12 protein-coding genes are annotated in these 17,064 nt (G+C 68.1%); 3 read left to right on the top strand and 9 right to left on the bottom strand.

The annotated features are described in order from the left end of the window. Position 1: 1 nt before the first annotated feature. The 4 genes from pdeM to AC5P8Y_RS02340 are packed head-to-tail and all read right to left on the bottom strand — an operon-like array spanning position 2 to position 5,691. Positions 2-643, bottom strand: coding sequence for a ligase-associated DNA damage response endonuclease PdeM (gene pdeM, locus AC5P8Y_RS02355; protein ID WP_049402339.1), 642 nt, complete (start codon positions 641-643; stop codon positions 2-4). Beyond that, positions 633-3,092 carry a ligase-associated DNA damage response DEXH box helicase gene (locus AC5P8Y_RS02350; RefSeq protein ID WP_111173271.1) on the bottom strand — a complete coding sequence of 820 codons (2,460 nt, stop codon included), beginning with the start codon at positions 3,090-3,092 and terminating at the stop codon, positions 633-635. Before AC5P8Y_RS02350 ends, pdeM begins: the two co-directional genes overlap by 11 nt. After that, positions 3,089-4,696, bottom strand: coding sequence for an ATP-dependent DNA ligase (locus tag AC5P8Y_RS02345; RefSeq protein WP_033834341.1), 1,608 nt, complete (start codon positions 4,694-4,696; stop codon positions 3,089-3,091). Before AC5P8Y_RS02345 ends, AC5P8Y_RS02350 begins: the two co-directional genes overlap by 4 nt. Next, positions 4,693-5,691, bottom strand: coding sequence for a ligase-associated DNA damage response exonuclease (locus AC5P8Y_RS02340; RefSeq protein WP_005414211.1), 999 nt, complete (start codon positions 5,689-5,691; stop codon positions 4,693-4,695). Before AC5P8Y_RS02340 ends, AC5P8Y_RS02345 begins: the two co-directional genes overlap by 4 nt. Before the next feature lie 113 nt (positions 5,692-5,804). On the opposite strand from AC5P8Y_RS02340, the gene AC5P8Y_RS02335 reads away from it, so the two are divergent. Continuing rightward, positions 5,805-7,442, top strand: coding sequence for an acyl-CoA dehydrogenase family protein (locus AC5P8Y_RS02335; protein ID WP_033834340.1), 1,638 nt, complete (start codon positions 5,805-5,807; stop codon positions 7,440-7,442). Positions 7,443-7,678: 236 nt separating this feature from the next. On the opposite strand, the gene AC5P8Y_RS02330 is transcribed toward AC5P8Y_RS02335, so the two are convergent. The 3 genes from AC5P8Y_RS02330 to AC5P8Y_RS02320 all read right to left on the bottom strand — a co-directional run bounded on the left by AC5P8Y_RS02330 (position 7,679) and on the right by AC5P8Y_RS02320 (position 9,888). After that, positions 7,679-8,089, bottom strand: a complete 411-nt coding sequence (locus AC5P8Y_RS02330) for a hypothetical protein (RefSeq protein WP_005410582.1) — start codon at positions 8,087-8,089, stop codon at positions 7,679-7,681. A gap of 157 nt (positions 8,090-8,246) precedes the next feature. Continuing rightward, the gene (locus tag AC5P8Y_RS02325; protein ID WP_005410581.1) at positions 8,247-8,588 is read right to left on the bottom strand and encodes a hypothetical protein; all 342 of its coding nucleotides are present in this window, start codon (positions 8,586-8,588) and stop codon (positions 8,247-8,249) included. A gap of 124 nt (positions 8,589-8,712) precedes the next feature. Beyond that, positions 8,713-9,888 carry a thiolase family protein gene (locus AC5P8Y_RS02320; protein ID WP_033834339.1) on the bottom strand — a complete coding sequence of 392 codons (1,176 nt, stop codon included), beginning with the start codon at positions 9,886-9,888 and terminating at the stop codon, positions 8,713-8,715. 183 nt (positions 9,889-10,071) lie between these two features. Here AC5P8Y_RS02320 and AC5P8Y_RS02315 point away from each other — a divergent pair, with 183 nt between their 5' ends. Further along, complete coding sequence (locus AC5P8Y_RS02315) at positions 10,072-12,918, top strand: autotransporter serine protease (RefSeq protein ID WP_111188690.1); 2,847 nt, start codon at positions 10,072-10,074, stop codon at positions 12,916-12,918. A 44-nt stretch (positions 12,919-12,962) separates the two neighbouring features. On the opposite strand, the gene AC5P8Y_RS02310 is transcribed toward AC5P8Y_RS02315, so the two are convergent. Next, on the bottom strand, positions 12,963-14,060 hold the full coding sequence (locus AC5P8Y_RS02310) for a Glu/Leu/Phe/Val dehydrogenase dimerization domain-containing protein (RefSeq protein WP_005410578.1): 1,098 nt from the start codon (positions 14,058-14,060) through the stop codon (positions 12,963-12,965). A 278-nt stretch (positions 14,061-14,338) separates the two neighbouring features. Here AC5P8Y_RS02310 and AC5P8Y_RS02305 point away from each other — a divergent pair, with 278 nt between their 5' ends. After that, positions 14,339-15,415 carry an HDOD domain-containing protein gene (locus AC5P8Y_RS02305; protein ID WP_005410577.1) on the top strand — a complete coding sequence of 359 codons (1,077 nt, stop codon included), beginning with the start codon at positions 14,339-14,341 and terminating at the stop codon, positions 15,413-15,415. Between the two features lie 3 nt (positions 15,416-15,418). On the opposite strand, the gene AC5P8Y_RS02300 is transcribed toward AC5P8Y_RS02305, so the two are convergent. Next, on the bottom strand, positions 15,419-17,011 hold the full coding sequence (locus AC5P8Y_RS02300) for a phospholipase D family protein (protein WP_495201834.1): 1,593 nt from the start codon (positions 17,009-17,011) through the stop codon (positions 15,419-15,421). Positions 17,012-17,064: the final 53 nt, after the last annotated feature.

Genomic DNA, 17,064 nt, shown 5'->3' with positions numbered 1-17,064 from the left:
GTCAGGCGACCGGCAGTTCCACCAGGCCGCTTTCCACGCAGGCGATCATCTGTTCGCCGCGGGCGGGGGCAGGCACGATGCCTGCAGTGAATGCGGAGAAGGCCGGCAGGACCGTCATCCGGTCACGCAGCCAGAACGCGGGGAAACGCCGTCGCAGTGGCTTCAAGGCGACCTGCGGGTGCAGATGCCCGGCAATCACATGCAGCGCCGCATCGGGCATCGGCTCATGCCGAAGCAGGAACGGCCGCAGTCGTACTTCATCGTGGATCTGGACCTGCAACTGCGCATGCGGCAGCTGGCGGTCGTGATTACCGCGCAGGACATGCACGTCCAGCGAAGCATTGCGTTCACGCCATCCCAGCCATTGCTGGTACCACCCAGCGCGATGCGCCGGCCCATGCAGGATGTCGCCCAGGATCCACAGCTCGCGACAGGCATGCAGGTCCAGAAGCCGCTGCAAGCGTTGCAGGTCTTCGCCGGTGCCGCCGCTGGGCAACGCGATGCCGGCGCGACGGAACACATCGGCCTTGCCCAGGTGGAGGTCTGCGATCAGCAGTGCCTGCCGCGCGGGCCAGTACAGCGCACGCGCGCCCACCAGGACCACGGACTCACCAGCAAGCAGCAGCGGCAATTCATCGGTCATGGCGGCGCTCCAGTTGCTGGGCCGCGCGCTGCACGCGCATACGCCAGTCTTCATTGCTGAACTGACCGCGCAGGCGTTCGGCCCACAATGGAAAGCCCAGCGGCGTGAGTGATGACGGTCGCTGCAGCGACAGCTGCTGCGTGCCGATCCGCTCCAGTACCTGCTGCACCCCCGGCAGGTCGAGGCTGTCGTACAGCACTTCATGTTCCGCCAGCGCCAGCAGCAGGTGTTCCGGATCGTGCTCGCGCAGCACGTCGTACAGCAGGCCTGCGGACGCCTGCAGCTGGCGCAGTGACCGTGGCATGCCACCGGGCAGGCTGGGCACCAGCAGGCCTGCTACGCGTGCGATGCCCCGGAACTGACGTCGCGCCAGCTCGCCCAGGTTCACTGCCTCGCGCAGATCGGCCAGCAAGCGGTCATTGCCGAACAATGCACGCCATTGTGCCTCATCCAGATCGATCGGCTGCGCCGGCGCCAGTACCAGGCCATGATCGTTCACCGCATAGCCAATGCTGTTGCGTTGCTGGCGGGTGCAGCGCAGCGCCAACAGCGCGGCCAGTGCCTCGTGTACGTGGCGGCCGGCAAAGGGGTAGACGAACATGAACTGGCCTTCGCGGCGCCGCACCTCTTCCACCAGCAGGTGCTCTGGGCCGGGAAGCGCCGACAGCTGCTGCTGCAGTGCCAGCAACGGTGACAACCAGCGGGATTCGGCACTGTCGTCGGCGCCGGACAGCACCCACTCCAGCTCACGGCCGAGTGGCATCGACAGCGGCAACTGGCCTCCCTGCCAGCGCGGCACCACACCATCGCCGCGCCCTCGTGCCAGCCGCACGAAAGCGGTCATGTCGCGCAGCTGCACCAGTTCCAGCAGGCGCCCGGCGAACTGGAAACGGTCGCCGCGACGCAGGCGGCTGGCGAACTGCTCCTCCACTGCACCAAGCCCGCCACCGCGCAGGAACTGCACGCGCACGCTGCCATCGCTGCTGATGGTGCCGATCGACAGGCGATGCCGCAGCGCCTGGCGGCGATCGTGCATGCGGTAGCTGCCATCGGCATCGCACACGACCTTGTGGAAATCGGGATACTGCGCCAGCGCCTGCCCACCCTGCACGATGAAGTCCAGCACGGCCCGCCATTGTTCATCGCCCAGCGTGGCGAAGGCATGGGTGCGACGCACCTGCGCCAGCAGCGCATCACTGTCAAAGCCGCCAGCGAGGGCGCGGCTGACCGCATGCTGTGCCAGCACGTCCAGTGACAACGTCGGCGGTCGACGCGCTTCGACCACGCCTTCGTGCAGTGCGCGGCGCACCGCTGCATATTCGGCCAGTTCCAGTGCGTGGCTGGGTATGCAGACGATGGCCCCCCCGGCGCCGGGACGATGGCGTGCGCGCCCGGCGCGCTGGCGCAGCCGCGCCACGCCCTTGGGGCTGCCCAGCTGCAGTACCTGTTCAACCTCCGGGAAATCCACGCCGAGGTCGAGGCTGGAGGTCGCCACCACGCAGCGCAACGCGCCTGCGCGCAGGCCGTCTTCCACCTGCTGGCGCAGTGCTGGATCCAGCGAGCCATGATGCAGTGCCAGCGTGTCCGCGTCTTCCGGCCATACCGCCGCCAGCGCCTGGTGCCACAGCTCGGCCTGCGCGCGGGTGTTGGTGAACAGCAGGCTGCTGCGTACGGCCATCAGCGCGTCCAGCACGCGCGGCAGCTGCGCCAGGCCGAGATGCCCCGCCCAAGGGAAACGTTCACCGGGTTCCGGCAGCAGGCTGCGCACGCTGATCGCGCGCGGACGAACGCCCTGTACGATCGGTGCATCCTGTTGGCCAGGCAGCAGCACGTCGCGGGCCTGCGGCAGGTTGCCCAGCGTGGCCGACAGTCCCCAGAGCTGCAGGGAAGGAGCGGCGTCGCGCAGCACCGCCAGGTTCAGCTGCAGCAGGACGCCGCGCTTGTTGCCCAGCAGTTCATGCCATTCGTCCACCACCACGCAGCGCAGCTGGCGCATGCGTGGCAGTGTGTCGGGATAGCTCAGCAGCAGTGCCAGCGATTCCGGCGTGGTCACCAGTACGTCGACGCGGCCTTCGCGGGCCTGCCGGCGCTCGCGGTTGCTGGCATCGCCGCTGCGCAGGCCGACCCGCCAGCCCAAGCCCAGCCCGTCGACCACTGCCTGCAGCGCACGTGCGGTATCACTGGCCAATGCCCGCAGCGGCGTCACCCACAGCACCTGCAGCGGCCGCACCGCGCTGGCCCGGCGCGGTGCCGACGGTGGATCGAGCATCGCCTGCAGCAGCGGGCCGCCGAACATGGCCAGCGTCTTGCCGCTGCCGGTGGGGGTGTGCAGCAGCCCGGAGTCGCCCGCCAGATAGTGCCGCCACATCGCGCGCTGGAACGGCAGTGAGCGCCAGCCGCGCGCAGCGAACCAGTCTTCCAGCCTACGCAACGCCTCGCGGCGGTTCATCGCGCCAGCGCCTGCAGCGTGGCCAGCTGGTCGGCTTCCGTGGCGGGCTTGTCGTGGCGCCAGCGCAGGATGCGGGGAAAGCGCACGGCGATGCCGGATTTGTGCCGGCTGCTGCGGTTGACTGCCTCGAAGCCCAGTTCAAACACCTGTTCGGCACGCACGCTGCGCACCGGGCCAAACCGTTCACGGGTGTTGGCGCGGATCCAGCGATCGAGGGCCAGGATTTCCTTGTCATCCAGGCCCGAATAGGCCTTGGCCACCGGCACCAGCGTATCGCCGTCCCAGACGCCGAAGGTGTAATCGGTGTACAGCGTGCTGCGCCGTCCATGGCCGGCCTGCGCATACAGCAGCACGGCATCGATGGTCAGGGGGGCGACCTTCCATTTCCACCAGTCGCCGCGCCGTCGCCCTGACTGGTAGGCGGACGTCCGGCGTTTCAGCATCAACCCTTCCACGCCCCGCTCACGGGCGGCCTCCCGCAACGTGGCCGCCTGCAGCCAGTCTCCAGCGGGTACGTCGGGCGACAGCTGGATGCGTGTATCGCCGAGGGCACCGATGACCTCGGCCAACTGTGCACGCCGTTGCTGCAGTGGCAGCCCGCGCAGATCCTCGCCATCGCGTTCAAGCAGGTCGTAGGCAAGCACGCGCACCGGGGTGTTGCGCAAGGTCGCTGCACCGGGCTTGCGACGCTGGATGCGGGTCTGCAGCGCGGTGAAGGCGCGTGGCAGGTCGTCGCTCTCGTCCCAGGCCAGCAGTTCTCCGTCCAGCACGCAGCCGTCGGGCAGCGCCATCGCGGCCTGTTCAATTTCCGGGAAGCGGCCATCCAGCCGTTCTTCGCCACGTGACCACAGCGCCACTTCACCGCGTCGGCGCAGCAGCTGCAGACGGATTCCATCCCACTTCCACTCCAGCAGCCAGTCTTCGACCGGACCCAGCCGTTCGCCCGGTTCGCCCTCCAGCGGTGAGGCCAGAAAGAACGGGTACGGCTGCTGCCGGTCCAGTGGCAGTTCATCCGGCGACAGCAGCTGCCCCAGCAACGCGGGAGAGGGCACCCACTCGCCGAGCATGCGCTGGGCGATGCGCGCGATGTCCAGGCCGGACCATTCTGCCAGCGCCTGCTGCACCAGCCGTTGCGAGACACCCACGCGCAGCGCACCGGTGAGCAGCTTGTTGAACACCAGGCGCTCGCCGCTGCACAGCTGCTGCCAGCCGGCGACGACCGCCGCACGGCGCACCACTTCGGGCTGGTTGGCCACCGCCAGCAGATGCTGTTCGATCCAGTCCGACAACGGCCGGTCGGCGGCGGGATGCAAGGGGTCATCCAGCAGCAGTGTCAGTGTTTCGGCCAGATCGCCGACCTGAGCGTAGCTGTCTTCCACCAGCCAGGCGGGCAGTCCGGATTCCTCGGCAATCCAGCTGCGCAGCTCACCACTGGCGGCGATCCTGCGGCGTGCGCCGCCGACCTTGCCGCCGCTGAGCAGGTACAGCGCCCACGCCGCATCGTGCGCCGCTGCGTGGCGGAAGTAGTCGACCAGTGCGGCGCGCTTGTCCTGCGTCGCAGTACTGCGGTCCAGGCGCTGGTAGAGCGCGGCGAACGCCTTCATTCCTCGCTCCCGAAGTCGGTGCGAAAGGCTTCAGCCGCCACGCCGCGCTCGCGCAGGAACGGAATCAATGCATCGGTATTGCCATGGGTGGCGATGACCCGCTGCGCGCCGGTCTGTTCGATGGTCTGCAGCAGCGCGGGCCAATCAGCGTGATCGGAAATGACGAAGCCCCGGTCGACGTTGCGGCGCCGCCGGTTGCCGCGCAGCTGCATCCACCCCGAGGCGAACCCCAGTTGATGCGGTCCGAAGCGGCGCATCCACGGCGTGCCTGCGGCCGAGGGTGGGGCCAGGATCAACTGGCCGGCGGCATCGGGTTGACGCCCCTGTTCGGCGACGGTGAGCGTCTCCAGCATCGGGATGTTGGCCTGCCGGTAGACCGACACGCCATTGGCGATGGCGCCGTGCAGCCACGCGGGGCGGTCGTCCAGTGGCAACAACTCGGCCAGCACCCGCTGCGCCTTGCCGAGTGCATAGCACAGCAGGATCGCCGCTTCGCCACGTTGTTCGCATTCGCGGCGCCACGCCACGATCTCTGCGGCGACCGCCGGGGTGTCCGGCCAGCGATAGATCGGCAGCGCGAACGTCGCTTCGGTAATGAACGTATCGCAGGGCACCACTTCGAAGGGCGTGCAGGTCGGGTCGGGTTGGCGCTTGTAGTCGCCGGACGCCACCCATACCCGTTCACCATCGTCGATGCGCACCTGCGACGAACCGAGCACATGACCGGCCGGATGCAGTGATACCTGCACCCGGCCCAAGCGGAACGGCACCCCCTCGGCGTGCGCCTGCACGCCAACATCGCCCAGCCGCCAGCGCAGGATCGGCAGGCTTCCTTCGCTGCAGTGGTATTCGCCCATGCCCGGGCGCGCGTGGTCGCCGTGGCCATGGGTGATGACCGCGCGCGGCACCGGGCGCCAGGGATCGATGTGGAAATCTCCCGCGGCGCAGTACAGCCCCTCCGGACGCAGCACCACCAGATCGTCATTGCCTTCCATGCGGCCACTGTGGCCTGCGCTTCGTGCAGGCGGTGAGAACCGGCCTGAACACGGGCTTGGCGGGGCATGCGGCACAATCGGGCCGCATACCTCTTGCCGCCAGGATGGACCGGATGAGTGGACCCAGCTTCAGCAGCAACGCGCCGTTTGAAACCCATGTGGTGCTGAACCAGCCGCCACCGTTCGCGGGCCGCCAGCTGTGGACCGACGATGTGGCGTTGGCGGAGGCGGTGCATCGCGAGGGTGCCGGTGCCTTAGCGCCACGCCTGGCCGTGTACGGGGCCTTGGCCGGCGACGAGTTGTACCGGCTCGGCTTCGATGCCAACCGTGATCGCCCGCGGCTGCGTACGCACGATGCGCAGGGCCACCGTATTGATACGGTCGAGTTCCACCCTGCGTACCACCAGCTGATGTCCGCAGCGAAGCAGCATGGCGTGGCAGGTTTGTCCTGGCACGAGCCGCAGCCCGGCGCACACGTCGCGCGTGCGGCGCTGAGCTACCTGCACCACCAGGCCGAAGCCGGCACCAGTTGCCCCTTGACCATGACCCATGCGGCGGTGGCAGTGCTGCAGTCGCAGCCGCACCTGGCCGAATGGGCGCGCAAGGCCGCCGCGCCGGTCTATGACCCGCGCGACGTGCCGGTGGCGGACAAGACCGGCATCACGCTGGGCATGGGCATGACCGAGAAGCAGGGCGGCTCGGATGTACGTGCGAACAGCACGCGCGCCGAGCCGATCGATGGCGAACGTTACCGCCTGGTCGGCCACAAGTGGTTCTTTTCCGCGCCGATGTGCGATGGCTTCCTGGTGCTGGCGCAGGCACCGGGCGGGCTGACCTGCCTGCTGATGCCGCGCCGGCTGGCCGACGGCGACCGCAATGCATTCAGGCTGATGCGGCTGAAGGACAAGCTGGGTGACTGGTCCAATGCGTCCAGCGAAGTCGAGTTCTGTGGCGCGCAGGCGTGGCGCGTGGGCGAAGAAGGGCGTGGCGTGGCGACCATCATCGGCATGGTGATGATGACCCGTCTGGACTGCATGCTGGGTGCGGCGGCGGAGATGCGCATGGCGCTGGCGCAGGCGCTGCATCATGCACGCCATCGGCGCACCTTCGGCAAGCTGCTGGTGGAGCACTCGCTGATGACCAACGTGCTGGCTGATCTGGCGCTGGAGTCGGAAGCGGCCACGGTGTTGGCGATGCGCATCGCACGCGCGGTGGATCGTGCCGGTGTGGATGCCAATGAAGCGGCGATGGCGCGGTTGGGGACGGCGCTGGGCAAGTACTGGCTGTGCAAGCGTGCGCCGGCCTTCGTCAATGAAGCGCAGGAATGCCTGGGCGGTGCCGGCTACGTGGAGGAGTCGATGCTGCCCCGCCTGTACCGGCAGGCACCGTTGAATTCGATCTGGGAGGGCAGCGGCAACATCCAGTGCCTGGATGTGCTGCGTGCGCTGGCGCGTGAACCGGAGGCGATGGCGGCGTTGCGCGGTGAGCTGGCGTCGGTGGCCGACCGTGATGCGCGCTATGCAGCGGCATTGCAGCGTTGGGCAGCGGCGCCGCCACCGGAGGAAGCGCAGGCGCGGCTGTTCTGCGAGCGCACTGCGCTGCTGCTGCAGGCGGCGCTGCTGCTGCGTGCGCGCAGTCCGATGGCGGAGGCGTTCGTGCGTAGCCGGCTGGAAGCGGAGCATGGGCTGGCGTTCGGGACGCTGCCGGCGGGGCTGGAGCTGACGGCGATGCTGGCGCGCGCGCTGCCGTAGGGGCGGCCCACGCCGGCTCTCGACACCTACGCTGACAGATTTTCATCAGATAAGGCTCGGGCGCGCCATCCATGGCGCTTACGCCCCTGCGCAACCTACCCGCGCGTCCTTGGACACTTTCCGTGGGCGCACACCACGGAATCAACAGAAGAAGCAGGGAGCGAAAAGCAGAAAAGCCGCGGCAGTGCCGCGGCTTTTCCTGTGGAACCGAGCCGGTGCTCGGCTGCCGGTAAGGCTTAGTGCTTGGCTTCTTCCTTGGCGGCGTTGGCCTTGGCGTCATTAGCGACATCGCGGGCCTTGTCGGCGACCTTCTGCGCGGCGTCGGCGGTGGCGTCGCTGGCGTGCGCGGCGGCGTCGGTTGCGGCGTCCTTGGCCTTGTCGGCGGCGTTGGCAGTGGCGTCTGCGGCCTTGTCCAGCGCCTGCTGGGTATCGGCGGCGGCCTGCTCGGAAGCGGCTGCGGTCTTGTCGGCGGCTTCGCGGGTGGCGGCAGCAGCCTTGTCGACGGCGTCGCGGGCGGCAGCGCCGGCGCTGTCGGCCGCCTGCTGCGCGTCCTGCTTGGCCTGTTCGGCTTCCGGGCCCTTGCAGGCGGCCAGGGCCAGCAGCAGGGAGGCGGCCAGCAGGGTGGTGGTGATCGGACGAATCTTCATGGCGGTCTCCGGCACTGCAATGGATGGGGACGCCAGCCTATTCATGCCGTTGTGAAGACCGGGTCGCGATGCAGGGGCTTGATCGCCGGCATCCACGCAAAGAAAAAGCCGCTGGCGAACCAGCGGCTTTTCCAGAACGGCGTGAAGAAAGAAGTTATTACTTCTTGGCTTCTTCAGCAGCGTCCTTGGCCTTCTCAGCGGTGCCTTCAGCAGCCTTGGCAGCGTCAGCAGCAGCGCCGGCAGCAGCGTCGGTGGCAGCACCGGCGGTCTGGGCAGCGGCGTCGGTGGCGGCGTCAGCAGCGGTGGCGGCGGTGTCAGCGGCCTGCTGGGCAGCGTCGGCGGTCTGGGCGCCAGCAGCGGCGGCCTGGTCGGCAGCAGCCTGGGCTTCGGTGGCGGCTTCGTTGGCCGAAGCAGCGGCGTCCTGGGCAGCTTCCTGCTTCGAGCAGGCGGCCAGGGCCAGAGCCAGGGACATCGCGACCAGCAGCTTGTTGATGCTCATTGTGTAAATCCTCGTCGTTAGAATTAGGCAACGCGCATGCTGCGCGCCGACAACATGATGACAAGCCAAGATTGGGTGTCAAGCGATCCCGCATTCATTTTTGCGAAATCATCGTTAAATCTTTTTAAATCAATTCGATGGCGATTGCCGTTGCTTCGCCGCCGCCGATGCAGAGGGTGGCAATGCCGCGCTTGCCACCACGCGTGCGCAGAGCGTTGACCAGGGTCACCACAAGACGTGCGCCGGAGGCACCGATGGGGTGACCCAGTGCGCAGGCGCCGCCATTCACGTTGAGCTTGTCGTGAGGGATGCCCAGTTCGCGCATCGGGGCCATCGCCACCACAGCAAAGGCTTCGTTGATTTCGAACAGATCGACCTGGTCCAGCGACCAGCCGGTCTTGCCCAGCAGCTTGTGCAGCGCGCCGATCGGGGCGGTGGTGAACCACTCCGGTTCCTGCGAGTGGGTGGCGTGGCCGACGATGCGGGCCAGCGGGGTGATGCCACGTGCGGCCGCGTCTTCCTCGGTCAGCAGGACCACCGCGGCGGCGCCGTCGGAGATGCTGGAGGAACTGGCGGCGGTCACGCTGCCGTCCTTCTTGAAGGCCGGGCGCAGGGTCGGGATCTTGGCGATGTCCGAGCGCCCCGGCTGCTCGTCGGTGGCGACCTCGACGTCACCCTTGCGGGTGGCTACCTTCACCGCGACGATTTCATCGGCAAACGCACCATTGGCCTGGGCAGCCTGCGCGCGCTTGACCGACTCGATCGCATAGGCGTCCTGCTCTTCGCGGCTGAACTGGTACTTGTCCACCGCGCACTCGGCGAATTCGCCCATGGCCTTGCCGTCGTAGGCGTTGACCAGGCCATCGTGGGCCATGTGGTCGACCGCCTGGAAGTTGCCGAAACGGTTGCCGGTACGGGAGTTCGGCAGCATGTGCGGGGCGTTGGACATCGATTCCATGCCGCCGGCGACCACGATGCTGGCCGAGCCGGCCTTGATCAGGTCATGGCCGAGCATGATGGTCTTCATGCCCGAGCCGCACACCTTGTTCAGCGTGGTGGCACCGGCCGACAGCGGAATGCCGGCGGCGATCGCGGCCTGGCGGGCGGGCGCCTGGCCGAGGTTGGCCGGCAGCACGCAGCCCATCAGGACTTCGGAAACGTCGCTGGCCGGGACACCCGATTGTTCCAGCGCGGCGGCGATGGCTGCCGCGCCGAGGGTCGGGGTCGGTACGCCGTTGAACTGGCCGAGGAAGGAGCCGATGGCGGTGCGCTTGGCGGCCGCGATGACGATGTTGGACATGGCAATCTCGTTGATGCGTAAGCAATGTTCGGAAAGGAGACCGGAGGCCGTTGGATGCGCCCCGGTTTCCCGGCAGACTGCGTGGGGGTCGGCCCAAGTATAGAGGGTCGGGGAGGGCTGCCGCTGTGCGGCGCCGAACGCCTGCCGGGATGAAGGCAGGCCAACGTTCACGGGAAGGAATCGATGGAGCGAACGATGATGGTGAGGTCTGTGCTGGCAACCGCGCTGGCGATGGCGCTGACGGCCTGTGGTGGAGGCGGCGGAGGCGGCAGCAACGTGCGCGTCGACCCACCCCCGACCACGCCGCCCCCTCCAACCACGCCTCCGCCGACGACACCACCGCCGGCCAAGCCGCAGGAGCCGGCCTTTGATGCGCATCTTTCAGTCACCAACGCGCGTGCCGCACAGGCCGCCGGCCTGACCGGGCAGGGCGTGCGCATCGGCATCGTCGATTCGGGCGTGCAGCGCAACGCGGTGGCCTTGAATGGTCGCGTGCTGGCCAACTTCAATTACATCGATCCCGCCAGGAACAACCTGGCGGTTGATGACGTGGTCGGGCATGGCACCGCCGTGGCCAGCCTCGCCGCCGGCGCAGCAGTGGGGACCTGGCCGGGCGGTATCGCGCCAGGCGCCCAGATCGTCTCGGCAAGAATCATTTCCGACAAGCCGCCGACCGATGACGGCAGTGGCCAGGGCAATGCCTTCAGTGGGCCGCTGGGCGTGGCCCAGGTCCACCAGGACCTGATCAGCTACAACGTGAAGGTGATGAACAACTCGTGGGGCGGCCTGTACTGGACCGACCTGCCGACCACCGCGCAGGTAGCCGCCGAATACCGGCCGTTCGTGATCAACCACGGTGGCCTGGTGGTGTTCGCCGCCGGCAATGACGGCCGCAGCGAGCCGAGCAGCCTGGCCGCGCTGCCCAGCCAGAAGGGCGTGGCAGGCACGCTTCCGGCGGCCGATCTGGAGCGCGGCTGGCTGGTGGCCACGGCGGTGGACCCGTTTACGCCTGGCGCGCTGGCCAGCTATTCGAATGCCTGCGGCCAGGCGGCCCGCTACTGCCTGGCAGCGCCGGGCAGCGCGGTCTACCCGGATGCCAACGGTGGCAGCTACTACTGGAACTACGGCACCTCGTTCGCCGCGCCGCTGGTCTCCGGTGCGGCGGCGCTGGTCTGGCAGCGCTTCCCCTACTTCAGCAACGATCTGGTGAGGCAGACCCTGCTGGGCACTGCCAAGGACATCGGTGCGCCCGGCGTGGATCCGGTGTTCGGCTATGGCCTGCTCGACATCGGTCGCGCGATCAACGGTCCCGGCCGCTTCGACTGGGGCGATGTGGTTGCCAACGTTGATGCCGGCTCGACCAACTCGATGTGGAGCAACGACATCACCGGCAGCGGTGGCCTGGTCAAGCAGGGCGGAGGCAAGCTGGTACTGGCCGGCAACAACAGCTATTCCGGCGCCACCCGCATCGAGCGCGGCATCCTGACGCTGCAGAACGGTGGCGTGATCCGTTCCAATGTGACGATCCTCGCCCAGCCCGACCCGGACTCCACCGGTCTGCAGTTCAACGGTGGCACGCCGCGGGTGATCGGCAATGTGGTCAACGGCGGCAGCGTGTTCCTCACCACCGGCAACACCACCGGCACCATCGAGGGCAACTACACCCAGCAGCCCGGCGCGCAGCTGATGATCGCGCTCGGTGCCAACGCACTTCAGGTCATCGGCAACGCAACGATCAATGGCGGTGTGCGTGTGCACGGCTTCGTCTCCGGCTATGTGCCGCAGAGCGGAACGCGCCAGGACCTCATCCACGCCGCGGGTGGCCTGAACGGCACCTTCAGTAGCCAAGCCACTTCCACCGGTCTGCAGGGGCTGACCCTGGTGGCACCCACGTATGGCTACGACAGCAACAACGCCTGGTTGAACGTGAACCAGGTCAGCGTCACCGCCGCAGCCAGTGGCCTGAGCGCCTCCGCACAGGCCGCAGCGCAGCGCCTGGAAGGCGCATTCGCAGTGCTCGACGGCAACACCGGCCTGCAGGGATCGCCCTTCGGTGCGGCAGCCGGTGCGCTGCAGTGGGCCGGAGGCGGCCAGCAGGGCCTGGCCGACAGCCTGCAGAGCCTGTCCGGCCAGGCGCATGCCCGCGCCGAGGCCGCCACCTTCGACAGCATCGACATGTCGCGGCGTGCGATTGCCGAGCGCTTCGATCGTGTACAGGCCACCCCGCGCCTGCGCGGGAGCTGGCAGAGCGCGCTGGGTGAGGCGGGGCAGGGCAGCTTCGCCGGCAACGCCGCCGACAGCCGGGGCTGGATGGCCGGCCAGGATCTGCCGCTGGGCGGCAACGGCCTGATGGGCGTCGCCTTCGGTGAGACCCGCAGCAATGGAGGCAGCAGCTTCGACGGTGATCGCGGGCGCGACCGCCAGGCGCAGGCACAGTTGTACGCTGGCTGGAGCCTGGGGCGCGGCTATGCGCTGGCCCAGTTCGGCAGTGGCCAGTTCACCCGCGCGCTGGATCGCCAGCTGCTGCTGGGTGCGGGTGCCTACGGTGTCTCGGCGCGTTACGGCGGGCGTTTCAGCAGCGCCAGCGTGGAAGGCGGATATCGCCTGGGCCGCGCAGGCGCTTCGGTGACGCCCTACCTCGGTGCCAGCACCACGCGTGTCGATACCGATGCGTTCAATGAACTGGGCGGTTTCGGCTTCGGCCTGCGGGGTGATGCCACCCGCGCGCAGCGCAGCCAGATGCTGGCCGGCATCCGCGGCGAGCGGGGCTGGGGGCGTTGGAACCTGCGCGGACACGCCGAGTGGCAGCAGAGGCTGGACGGCGGTGACGCCGATTGGCAGGCCAGTTTTGTCGGCGTGGATGCCTGGGCGCCGCTGGCAGGCTGGGATGCGCCGCGCGGCAGTGCGCTGATCGGCGTGGCGCTGGAATCGTGGTGGGGCCGCAATGGCCGCTTGAGCCTGGGCTTCGACCAGCGTATCGGTGGCGAGGGCGCGCGGCAGGCTGCGTTGCGCTACAGCACCGGGTTCTAGCAATCGGTCGCGCCGGGAAGGCTCCCGGCGCGACGTCTGCAGCCTCAGCCGCCGCGCAGGTTGCCCAGGCGCGGAGTGCTGCGGCCCAGCGGCATCTTCAGCTTGCCGATCGACAGGATGCGGCTTTCCGCGATGCGATCGGCGGCCCGCTGCGGCGCGATGTTCTCGCGCTGCGACAGTTCGAAGATGCGGGTGAGGTTGTGGTAGATGCTGCGGATCAGGCGCATCGCGCGTTCGCGGTTGTAGCCGTCGATCTCCAGCGACACGTTCATCACACCGCCGGCGTTGACGGCGTAGTCCGGGGCGTAGAGGATCCCGCGCGCATGCAGTTCGTCGCCGATCTCCAGGCTCGACAGCTGGTTGTTGGCCGTGCCGCAGATGATCTTGGCCTTGATCCGCGGCAGCGTGTCGGCGTTGATCGCGCCTTCCAGCGCACACGGTGCGAACACATCGGCGTTCACTTCGTGGATCTCGTCCGGCTTGACCGCCTCGGCGCCGAAATCGCTGACTGCACGATCAACCAGGGCACTGTCCAGGTCGGTGACATACAGTTTGGCACCGCGGTCACGCAGCAGTTTCACCAGTTCCATGCCGATGTGGCCCAGGCCCTGCACCGCGATGCTGGTCTTGCCTACTTCCTCATGGCCGAACTTGAAGCGCATCGACGCCATCAGTGCCTGCAGTGCGCCGTAGGCCGTGAAAGGCGCCGGATCGCCGGAGCCACCATGGACCTGGTGCACGCCGGTCACGAACTGGCTCTCCAGGTAGATGTTCTCCATGTCGTTGACGTCGGTGCCAACGTCCTCGGCGGTGATGTAGCGGCCGCCCAGCGAATCGACGTAGCGGCCGAAGGCGCGGAACAGTACCTCGGTCTTGTCCGTCTTCGGGTCGCCGATGATCACCGCCTTGCCGCCGCCCACGTTGAGCCCGGCCAGCGCATTCTTGTAGGTCATCGTCCGGCTCAGCCGCAGCACATCGGCCAGCGCCTCGTCGGTGCTGGCGTAAGGGCGCATGCGCACGCCGCCCAGGGCCGGGCCCAGGGTGGTGTTGTGGATGGCGATGATCGCCTTCAGGCCGGCATCGTGGTTGTGGCAGAACACCACTTGTTCGTGGCCGGTGGTGGCGAGGGTTTCGAATAGCATGGCGTCTCCGATGGCGCGAACAGCGGCGAACTGCAGCGAACGGCCAGTGAACGGTAGGGTCCCAAAACAAAAAAAGCGACGTCGTCAGTGCAGGGGGACGGGTCGCGCGGCGCCATTCTAGTCCATTCCCCCGGTCGCTGCCGTCGACATCGGCGCCCTTCCGGTTAAAGAAGATGAAAGTGCGGCCGATGCTGCGACGACGGCGGGTGGCCGGATTCGCGTGAAGAGGCAGGGCGGTCAGTGACGGCAAGGGCACCACAACGACAGGGCAGGCGGCGATGACGCCGGCCTGGTGGCGATCGCTGCGCGGCTGGCTGGCGCGCTCGACCGGGGCGGCTCCGTTGCGCCTGGCGGCCGTATCGCGACAGGCGGTCGCTGCTGCCGCAGCCAGCCTTCAGGGCGAGGCCCTGCAGGCCGGTGAGATCGCCGCCCACCTGCAGCGCGGCCTGCATGCACTTGCCCTGTACCCACGGCTGGCCGGCGAGCCTGCCCCCGTGCAGGATCCGGCACTGGGCGAAGCGGTGGCGCGCGCGCTGCAGGACCGTGACTGGGCCGCCCGGCACCTGCCACGGCGCCCGCAACTGCTGCCGCAGCTGATCCAGACCGTCAACGACGATGCCGCCTCGGCACGGGTGATGGCGGCGATCATCGGCCAGGACCCGGTGCTGACCGGAAATCTGCTGCGCATCGCCAACAGCCCGGCCTACAAGGTGCATGAGCGGCCGGTGGAAAGCCTGCAGCGTGCGGTGACCCTGGTCGGTACCGAGGGCGTGCGCCAGATCATCAGCGCAGTGCTGGTGCAGCCGGTGATGCAGGTGCAGTGCGGCATGTTTCCGCAGTTCAGCACGATCATCTGGGAGCACGCACTGCTGGCTTCGCGTGCGGCCGCCGATCATGCGCGCACGGTCACCTTCGGTGATGCCTTCGCTGCGCAGTGGCTGGGCCTGGTGCAGGGGCTGGGGTCAGCGCTGGTGATGCGCCAGCTGCTGCAGGAAGCGCAGGCACGCGACGAAACCGTGGAGCCGGCGCTGGCCCTGCAACTGCTCCAGCAATGGTCGTTGCCGCTGGCACAACGCGTGGCTGCAGCCTGGGAGCTGCCCGAGCCCGTGCACCAGGCACTGGCGCCGGAGGCCGATGGCCCACTCGCCGACAGCCTGCGTCTGGCCAGCGCTGCGGCGGCAGCCAGCCTGCTGTGCCGGCATGGACATGCCAGCCAGAGTCGCATGCTGGCCCTGCTCGAACAGTTGCCTTCAGCGCCGCCGCATGCCCTGCGTTGGATCTGGCGGCGCCTGCATGGACGCAGCGTGGAAACACGTGATGAGGCCGGACAGGAAGAGGCGGGTCCAACGCCCTGAGCGCTACAGCTGCGATTCGACCGGCAGCCAGCTGATCACCCGCGACAACCAGCGTTTGCGCGCCGTTGTCCCCGGCTCCGCCTCCACCCAGTGCGGTGGCGGTTCGCGCTCCAGCCAGCGCAACCGGCGACGGTCATCCAGCGCCAGCCACCAGCTGTGCCTAGGATCAGCCAGGCGCAGGTACTCGTCCCGCAGCTGTGCGCCCAGCACCGGATCGTCGAACAGCACGCCCATCTCGGTGTTCAGATAGGCCGAGCGCGGGTCGAGGTTGAACGAACCGACAAAACCGCGGCGGTCATCGACCAGGAACGCCTTGGTATGCAGGCTGGCGCCGCTGCTGCCGAACACGCCGGCATCGCCGGACTGCCCTTGTGCCTTCAGTTCGTAAAGGTGGACGCCGGCTTCGAGCAACGGCACGCGGTAGCCCATGTAGCCACCATGTACGGCGGCGACGTCATTGGCGGCCAGTGAGTTGGTGACCACGCCGACCTGCACGCCCCGCCCGGACATGGCCGAAAAGCCATCCAGGCCCTCGTTGCCGGGAACGAAGTAGGGCGAGATCAACAGGGCCTTGTGCCTGGCGGCCTGCAGCTCGCTGATCAGGGTCGACACCAGCCAGGCAGCGCGATCGTCCTTGCGGTGCTTCATCGGCGGGTCGGACACGATGCGCACTGCACGGCTCCAGCGCAGCGGCTCGGGGCTCGGGCGTTGCCGCTTGCGCGATTCGGCCACGCGCGCCAGGTACGGCCGGGCCACGTCCCGCTGCGCCTCGTGGTCCGATTCGCGCACCAGCAGGCGCAGTTGTGCGTCGGTATGGAAGGCAAGCGCGGATACCGGAATGGCGGTTTCGCTGTTCCAGTAGTCGTCGAAGATGCGGTTGGCCTGCTCCACGGCGGGGCCGGCGACCAGCAGGTCCAGATCCTGGAAGTTCACATCGGTGCGCGCGCTGAAATACTCCTCGCCGATGTTGCGGCCACCGACGATCGCGACGCGGCCATCGGCGATCCAGCTCTTGTTGTGCATGCGGTGGTTCACGCTGAAGAAGCGCTGCACCATCTCCACCATGCGCAGGATGCCGGTCCGGTTGCGGAACGGGTTGTACAGGCGGATCTCGATGTTCGGATGCGCATCGAGCGCCATCATCAGCGCGTCCTTGTCCTTGGCATTCATGTCATCAAGCAGGATGCGCACGCGCACGCCGCGCTCGGCGGCGTCATACAGCGCCTTGGCCATCAGGTGGCCGATCAGGTCGTCGTGCCAGATGTAGTACTGCAGGTCCAGGCTGCGGCCTGCGTGCGTGGTGATCATCGCGCGTGCGGCGAAGGCATCCATGCCATCACTGAGGAAGGCCACGCCGGACTGGCCGGGATGGGCCTCCTGCAATGGCACGATCTGCTGGTCGATGCGGGTCTGCGCCGACTGCAGTGGCAGCACATGCGAAGGCGTGCCCCGTGCCTGCGGCGTGAGGTGGTCGGCCAGCAGCAGGCCGGACAGCACCAGCAGCACCAGCGCAGCGAGAATGATTGCAGCGATGCGCAGCAGGCGTCGCCACAGCGGCTTGGGCAGGCTCATGCCCCGATGGTAGAGCCACGCCATGCGTGAAGGAATGCCTGCAGGATCGACAGGGGGTCAGAGCCCTTGCCTTCGGC

This window comes from Stenotrophomonas sp. YJH_SMC_12-1 (assembly GCF_059370935.1).
This window is presented reverse-complemented; position numbering and strand designations above follow the sequence as displayed.

Excerpts from the sequence above, each read along its gene's own strand:
- pdeM (WP_049402339.1), bottom strand. The coding sequence starts at position 643 with ATGACCGATGAATTGCCGCTGCTGCTTGCTGGTGAGTCCGTGGTCCTG.
- AC5P8Y_RS02350 (WP_111173271.1), bottom strand. The coding sequence starts at position 3,092 with ATGAACCGCCGCGAGGCGTTGCGTAGGCTGGAAGACTGGTTCGCTGCG.
- AC5P8Y_RS02345 (WP_033834341.1), bottom strand. The coding sequence starts at position 4,696 with ATGAAGGCGTTCGCCGCGCTCTACCAGCGCCTGGACCGCAGTACTGCG.
- AC5P8Y_RS02340 (WP_005414211.1), bottom strand. The coding sequence starts at position 5,691 with ATGGAAGGCAATGACGATCTGGTGGTGCTGCGTCCGGAGGGGCTGTAC.
- AC5P8Y_RS02335 (WP_033834340.1), top strand. The coding sequence starts at position 5,805 with ATGAGTGGACCCAGCTTCAGCAGCAACGCGCCGTTTGAAACCCATGTG.
- AC5P8Y_RS02330 (WP_005410582.1), bottom strand. The coding sequence starts at position 8,089 with ATGAAGATTCGTCCGATCACCACCACCCTGCTGGCCGCCTCCCTGCTG.
- AC5P8Y_RS02325 (WP_005410581.1), bottom strand. The coding sequence starts at position 8,588 with ATGAGCATCAACAAGCTGCTGGTCGCGATGTCCCTGGCTCTGGCCCTG.
- AC5P8Y_RS02320 (WP_033834339.1), bottom strand. The coding sequence starts at position 9,888 with ATGTCCAACATCGTCATCGCGGCCGCCAAGCGCACCGCCATCGGCTCC.
- AC5P8Y_RS02315 (WP_111188690.1), top strand. The coding sequence starts at position 10,072 with ATGGAGCGAACGATGATGGTGAGGTCTGTGCTGGCAACCGCGCTGGCG.
- AC5P8Y_RS02310 (WP_005410578.1), bottom strand. The coding sequence starts at position 14,060 with ATGCTATTCGAAACCCTCGCCACCACCGGCCACGAACAAGTGGTGTTC.
- AC5P8Y_RS02305 (WP_005410577.1), top strand. The coding sequence starts at position 14,339 with ATGACGCCGGCCTGGTGGCGATCGCTGCGCGGCTGGCTGGCGCGCTCG.
- AC5P8Y_RS02300 (WP_495201834.1), bottom strand. The coding sequence starts at position 17,011 with ATGGCGTGGCTCTACCATCGGGGCATGAGCCTGCCCAAGCCGCTGTGG.